Source organism: Kitasatospora sp. NPDC056783 (genome assembly GCF_042789895.1).
GTDB lineage: Bacteria > Actinomycetota > Actinomycetes > Streptomycetales > Streptomycetaceae > Kitasatospora.
In genome coordinates, this window is sequence record NZ_JBHUAF010000616.1 from 1 (window position 1) to 2,797 (window position 2,797).

The window sequence follows — 2,797 nt, forward strand, 5'->3', positions numbered from 1 at the left end:
GGGCACGTCACTTCACCGAGGGGGGAATCGGTGATCAGGGGCGCCCGACCGGGCGCGCGGACCCACCGCCGCCGGCCGAGCCGACCCGGCCGGTGGCGGTGGGAGCGGTGGGGACGCGGAGCTTCAGCGCCATGTGCACAGCAGGAGACTCCCTTTCGGAGAGGTGAGGGCGGGCCGGTGTGAGGCGACTCGTCAGAGCGGAGGCTTGCCCGGGCACCACTGGTCGCCCCAGGCCGTCGTGGAAACGCAGCTGTGGCCGCCGTTCCCGGGGCCGTAGTCCGTCCACGTCCCGTCGTCGAAGAACCCGGCGGCGCTCGCCGGGGCCACCCCGCCCACCCAGGCGGCGGCGCCCAGCACGACCGCGGCCAGTGTCCGCGTCACGATTCCTCGCACGATGACAACTCCCATCACCTTGGGGACAGTTCCACACGATTCGGATGTTTCCGCAGTTCGCGGCACATTCACCCGGTCCGTTGATCGTCACCCTGCCAGTCGGCGGATGGCCGCGACATCCCCCACAAGGGATCATGAGCCTGCCTGGCAGCTTTAGGAGACATGCGATGGAACCCGGGACCTCCCCCAGACCGCCCGCCCCCAGACCGCCCGCCCTCGAACCGACGGCCGACGTACCCGCGCTCGACAGCGCCGCCGTCACGCTCTACCGGTGGACGGTGGTGCACGAGCGCCTGACACCCGCGGACCTCGCGCAGGCGGCGGCGGAGAGCGACCTGAGCCTCCCGGAGTGCGAGGCGGCCGTCCGGCAGCTCACCGGGGCCTGCCTCTTCCAGGAGCTGCGCGCATCCGACGACCCCGCCGCCGCGGGCCCGACCGCCTGGCTTCCGGTCAGCCCCCAGGCCGCCACCGCGCAACTGCTCTCCGCCCGCGACACCGCCCTGCGCGCCCACGAGGAGGCGCTGCGCGAGCAGCGGCGGCTCATCCAGCAACAGCGCGACGGGCTCGCGGCGCTGCTGCCCGTCTACCTCCAGGCCCGCCAGCACGCCTTCCCCCAGGGCACCATCGACCGCCTGCCCGACAAGTTCGCGGTCCGCTCGCTGCTCGCCGACGTGATGGACTCCTGCCGCAGCGAGGTGCTGGTGTCCAAGCACGGCGGGGCCTTCCCCCCGGCCGCCCTGCGCGAGGCGCTGCCGCGCGACCTGGCGCTGCTCGAACGGGGCGTGCGGATGCGGAGCCTCTACCAGCACGCGACCCGCTTCGACCAGCCCACCCGGGTGCACGCGGGACGGCTCATCGAGGCGGGCGCCGAGATCCGGACGCTGCCCGAGGTGCTGCCGCAACTGATCATCGTGGACGGCTCGCTGGCGCTGCTGCCGGCCAGCTCCGGCGGCGCGCTGATCATCCGGGAGCCCGACCTGCTCTCCTACCTGCTGACGGTCTTCGAGCGGGACTGGGAGAACGCGACCCCGTTCGCCAACGGCCCGCAGGCCGCCCACGACGTCACCAAGACCGTGAAGCAGAGCATCCTGGTGCTGCTCGCAAAGGGCCTCAAGGACGAGTCGATCGCCCGGCGGCTCGGCATCTCCCTGCGCACCTGCCGCCGCCACGTCTCGGAGCTGCTGGACAGCCTCGGCGCGCACAGCCGCTTCGAGGCCGGCGTGGTCGCCGAACGGATGGGCCTGACCTCACACCCCGCCCCGGACCCGGCCGCGGACCCGGCCTCGGCACCCGAACCGGCCGCCGGGCCCGAGCCGGACGTGGAACCCGACGCCGGAACCGAAGCCGGGACCGAAGCCGCGCCGCCGGTACGGGCGGCGGCCTGCCCCGCCTGCGGCGAGCCCCTGACGGAGCCGGCCTCCTCCCCCGGAGCGCGGCGGCGGCCGGGCGGCCGCCCACCGCGCTACTGCTCGCCCCGCTGCCGCTCCCGCGCCTACCGGGCCCGGCAGAAGGAGCGTGCGGAGGATGTCACGTAACCCGTGGCTGCGTGACGTAACCCGGCGCCGGGAGCCACGGCCGGGGGCTACAACCGGGGCTACGGGACGAGCGAGGACTTCGGGGGCAGCGCGCGGAGAACCGCATGCCCCTTCGTACTCGACCCGCTTGACTCCCCGCCATGAGCGCCCCGTGCGTCCGCCCGGTCCTCCGCGCCCCCGACCGCTCGGCCCCGACCGCTCGGCCGCTCGGCCGCCTACGCCGCCGCCCGACAGTTGCCGGACCTCACCGTCGAGCGCGGCACGACCGAGCTGACCGCCATCGGGCCGGCGGAACCGGGCTGGTGGCCACCCGGACGCGGGCGGCGGACACCGTGCGGGAGGTGCCCGGGCCCGCGCCGAAGGGCCCCGTAGCCGAAGGGCCCGGCGGCCGGCGGCCTCAGCGGCGGACGGCCTCAGTAGCGGACGGCCTTGACCACCACGGGAGTCAGGTTCAGGTCGCCCGGCTGCCTGCTGAAGGCGACGGGCTGGGCCTTGCCGTTCGCCGGGACGTTCTCGGCGCCGACGACGGAGCTGTCCACGGCCTTGCCGCCGGCATCGACGAAGTCGACCTGCACCGCGTAGGAGGCCGGGTCGGGCCCCGGGTTCTGCGTGGTGACCACCACGGCGTTCAGGCCGCCGGTGTTCTGCCGCGCGATGCCGGTGATGGTGACGTCCCCCTGGGCGTTGCCGCCGTCCGTCACCCCGCTGAGCACCGAGGCGGCCTTCTCCCTGGTCATCGACTGCTGCGCCGAGACGGACGCCTCGAACGCGGAGGCCGCGGCGGAGTTGGAGGCCACGGCCGCCTCGGAGGCCGCGTCGCTCGTATACACAGCTGTCGCGGCCGGCGAGGTCGGGCGGGGACAGCGCGC

At 74.6% G+C, this 2,797-nt stretch carries 3 protein-coding genes; 1 reads left to right on the forward strand and 2 read right to left on the reverse strand.

All coding sequences use genetic code 11. From position 1 onward, the window contains the following. Window positions 1–192: 192 nt before the first annotated feature. Entirely contained in the window at window positions 193–381 is a 189-nt protein-coding gene (locus ACFRMQ_RS39860) for a hypothetical protein (RefSeq protein WP_380735798.1), read from the reverse strand. A gap of 179 nt (window positions 382–560) precedes the next feature. On the opposite strand from ACFRMQ_RS39860, the gene ACFRMQ_RS39865 reads away from it, so the two are divergent. Beyond that, on the forward strand, window positions 561–1,928 hold the full coding sequence (locus tag ACFRMQ_RS39865; protein ID WP_380735799.1) for a LuxR C-terminal-related transcriptional regulator: 1,368 nt from the start codon (window positions 561–563) through the stop codon (window positions 1,926–1,928). A 413-nt stretch (window positions 1,929–2,341) separates the two neighbouring features. Here the strand turns inward: ACFRMQ_RS39865 and ACFRMQ_RS39870 are convergent. After that, window positions 2,342–2,797: hypothetical protein (locus ACFRMQ_RS39870; RefSeq protein WP_380735800.1), on the reverse strand; the 456-nt coding region annotated here is incomplete at its 5' end.

Bases quoted from the DNA above. Each gene is read 5' to 3' on its own strand.
- ACFRMQ_RS39865 (WP_380735799.1), top strand. From the start codon at position 561: ATGGAACCCGGGACCTCCCCCAGACCGCCCGCCCCCAGACCGCCCGCC.